Here is a 2,393-nt window from a genome sequence, read left to right on the forward strand (position 1 = left end):
GTGGGTCGCGCCCGCGCCCCCGCGGGAAGGCGCAGATCGTTGAACGGACCTTGGCGGAATCGCCGGCTATAAAGGGTCGAGCGCGGCCACGACGTTCCCGGCCGAACGGTGATCGCAGTCAAACCCGAGACGTGACGCAGTTTAATCCCTGCGCCGCACAGCAACGTGAGGAAAAACACGCCGCCGTGATGAGCAGGTTGAACCTTGGCCGTGCTCGACCCTTTATAGCCGGCGATTCCGCCAAGGTCCGTTCAACGATCTGCGCCTTCCCGCGGGGGCGCGGGCGCGACCCACGACGCTTGCGAGGCATTCCATGGTGAACGAGAAGACCGCTCCCGGCGATCCGCCGGACAAGGCCTTCCCGGCGAGCGCGGCGACCCGCATCCCGCTCGCGATCGTGCTCGCGTTCCTGGCCGGCGCGACGGACTCGATCGGCTTCCTCGAGTTCTCGCAGCTGTTCATGTCGTTCATGTCCGGCAACACCACCCGCTTCGGCGTCGCCGTCGCCAACGCCGACTGGGAGAACACCGCCCGCGTCGTAACGGTGATCCTGGTGTTCTGCTTCGGCGCCTTCCTCGGGACGCTGATCGCCGCCTGGGTCGGCCGCTGGCGACTCTCGGTGCTGCTGACGATCGAAGCCGCGCTGCTGGCGCTCGGCCTGCTGATGCCCTGGGGCACCTTCGCCTTCCCGCTGCACGCCTACCCGATCGTGCTGGCGCTCGGCCTGCAGAACGCGATCCTCCAGGACGAGGGCGGCCGCAGCATCGCGCTCACCTACGTCACCGGCGCGGTGGTCCGCTTCGGCACCGGCATGGCCAACCTGATCCTCGGGACGGTCGCGTCCTCGTTCTGGATCCAGGCGCCGCTCTGGGCCGGGCTCTCCTCCGGCGCGGTCGTCGGCGGCCTGCTGCAGATTCGCTACGGCGAGACCGCCTTCCTGTTCCCGGCGGCGCTCGCCGCCCTGCTCGCCGTGGTCGCGGTGATCCTGACGATCGCCAAGCCCGGCAGCACGCTGGTCGCCGGCTCCTCGCCGGCCCCCGACGCCAGCCCCGACGCGAAGGCGATCGACGCGATCCACTGATCGCCCACTCTTCCCCTCCCCCTCTGCGGGGGGAGGAAAGAAACGCTCAATCCACCGGCGCCCCACGCAGGCGCTTGGTCGCGCCGCGCTGGGTCTTGGCCTCGAGCCGGCGCTTCTTCGAGGCGAGGGTCGGGCGCGTGGCCCGGCGCGGCACCGGGGGCACCGCGGCTTCGGCGACGAGCTTGGCCAGCCGCTCGCGGGCATCGGCGCGGTTGCGCTCCTGCGTGCGGAACTGCTGGGCGCTGATCACCAGGACGCCGTCGGCGGTGAGCCGGCGCCCGGCGAGCCGCATCAGCCGCACCGCGACCGCGTCCGGGAGCGCAGCGGAGCGACGCACGTCGAAGCGCAGCTGCACCGCGGTCGAGAGCTTGTTGACGTTCTGGCCGCCGGGACCCGACGCCCGCACGAAGGTCTCGTGCAGCTCCGCCTCGTCGATGGCGATCTGGGGCGTGCAGACCAGGGCCACGGCCCCCTCCCCTCCGGCTCAGCCGGCTTCCGCCGGGGTGCGCGCCTTCACGGCCAGCGCATGGAGGCCGCGCGCGAACGCTTCGGCCATCAGCGCGTTGACGACGCGGTGACGGTCGACGCGGCTCTTCCCCTCGAAGGCGGCCGAGACCACATCGATGCGAAAGTGCGTCTCGCCCCCCGGCCGCGCGCCGGAATGGCCGGCATGCAGGTGGGATTCGTCCACCACCGAGAGGCGCGCGGGCGCGAGTTCCGCCGCCAGCTTACCCTCGATCCAGTCCCGCAGCGTCGCTGTCTCGGTCATCCGCCCGTCCCTCGTCTCACCCGAACAGCCGCGTCACCAAGCGGCCGGGCCGTCAAGCCCGTTCGCCCGCATGCGTCATCAGGCCCGGCGCCCTTGTGTCTCGGGTCCGCCCCCTCATAATCGCCCCGTCATGGATCTCAACTCGCCCCTGTTCGACAGCATCCGCATCCGGCGCACCTGCGACGAGCCGAAGACCGCGGCCGGCAAGACCGCCGGCGGGAAGACCGCGAGCGGCAAGCCCGCCGGCACCTGCGAGGCGGAGGGCTGCACCCATGCGGGCCTGTTCCGTGCGCCCAAGGGCCGCCGCGCCGAAGGGCAGTACTGGAACTTCTGCATCGACCATGTGAAGGCCTACAACGCCACGTACAACTACTTCGACGGCATGAACGACGACGCCGTCCAGGCCTTCCAGAAGGACGCGATCATCGGCCACCGCCCGACCTGGGCGATGGGCGTCAACCGCCCGGCGAGCGCCAAGGCGGCCGACGCGCCGCCGCGCGACTGGGCCTATGTCGACCCGCTCGGCGTGCTGCGCGCCGAGGG

Annotated in this window: 3 protein-coding genes and 1 pseudogene; 2 read left to right on the forward strand and 2 right to left on the reverse strand. The window is 71.2% G+C overall.

Going from position 1 to position 2,393, the window contains the following annotated elements:
• The first annotated feature begins 313 nt into the window (after positions 1 to 313).
• The gene (locus tag FV223_RS25465) at positions 314 to 1,081 is read left to right on the forward strand and encodes a YoaK family protein (RefSeq protein WP_147729555.1); all 768 of its coding nucleotides are present in this window, start codon (positions 314 to 316) and stop codon (positions 1,079 to 1,081) included.
• Between the two features lie 46 nt (positions 1,082 to 1,127).
• Here FV223_RS25465 and arfB read toward each other — a convergent pair whose 3' ends face one another.
• Positions 1,128 to 1,547, reverse strand: a complete 420-nt coding sequence (arfB, locus tag FV223_RS25470; protein ID WP_147729556.1) for an alternative ribosome rescue aminoacyl-tRNA hydrolase ArfB — start codon at positions 1,545 to 1,547, stop codon at positions 1,128 to 1,130.
• Between the two features lie 18 nt (positions 1,548 to 1,565).
• Positions 1,566 to 1,850 carry a BolA family protein gene (locus tag FV223_RS25475; protein ID WP_147729557.1) on the reverse strand — a complete coding sequence of 95 codons (285 nt, stop codon included), beginning with the start codon at positions 1,848 to 1,850 and terminating at the stop codon, positions 1,566 to 1,568.
• Between the two features lie 130 nt (positions 1,851 to 1,980).
• Between FV223_RS25475 and FV223_RS25480 the strand changes: the two are divergent.
• A pseudogene (locus tag FV223_RS25480) lies at positions 1,981 to 2,393 on the forward strand (molecular chaperone DnaJ); the annotation flags it as partial.

The organism is Methylobacterium sp. WL116, assembly GCF_008039455.1.
In the GTDB taxonomy this organism is placed as follows: domain Bacteria; phylum Pseudomonadota; class Alphaproteobacteria; order Rhizobiales; family Beijerinckiaceae; genus Methylobacterium.

Excerpts from the sequence above, each read along its gene's own strand:
- FV223_RS25465 (WP_147729555.1), top strand. The coding sequence starts at position 314 with ATGGTGAACGAGAAGACCGCTCCCGGCGATCCGCCGGACAAGGCCTTC.
- FV223_RS25475 (WP_147729557.1), bottom strand. The coding sequence starts at position 1,850 with ATGACCGAGACAGCGACGCTGCGGGACTGGATCGAGGGTAAGCTGGCG.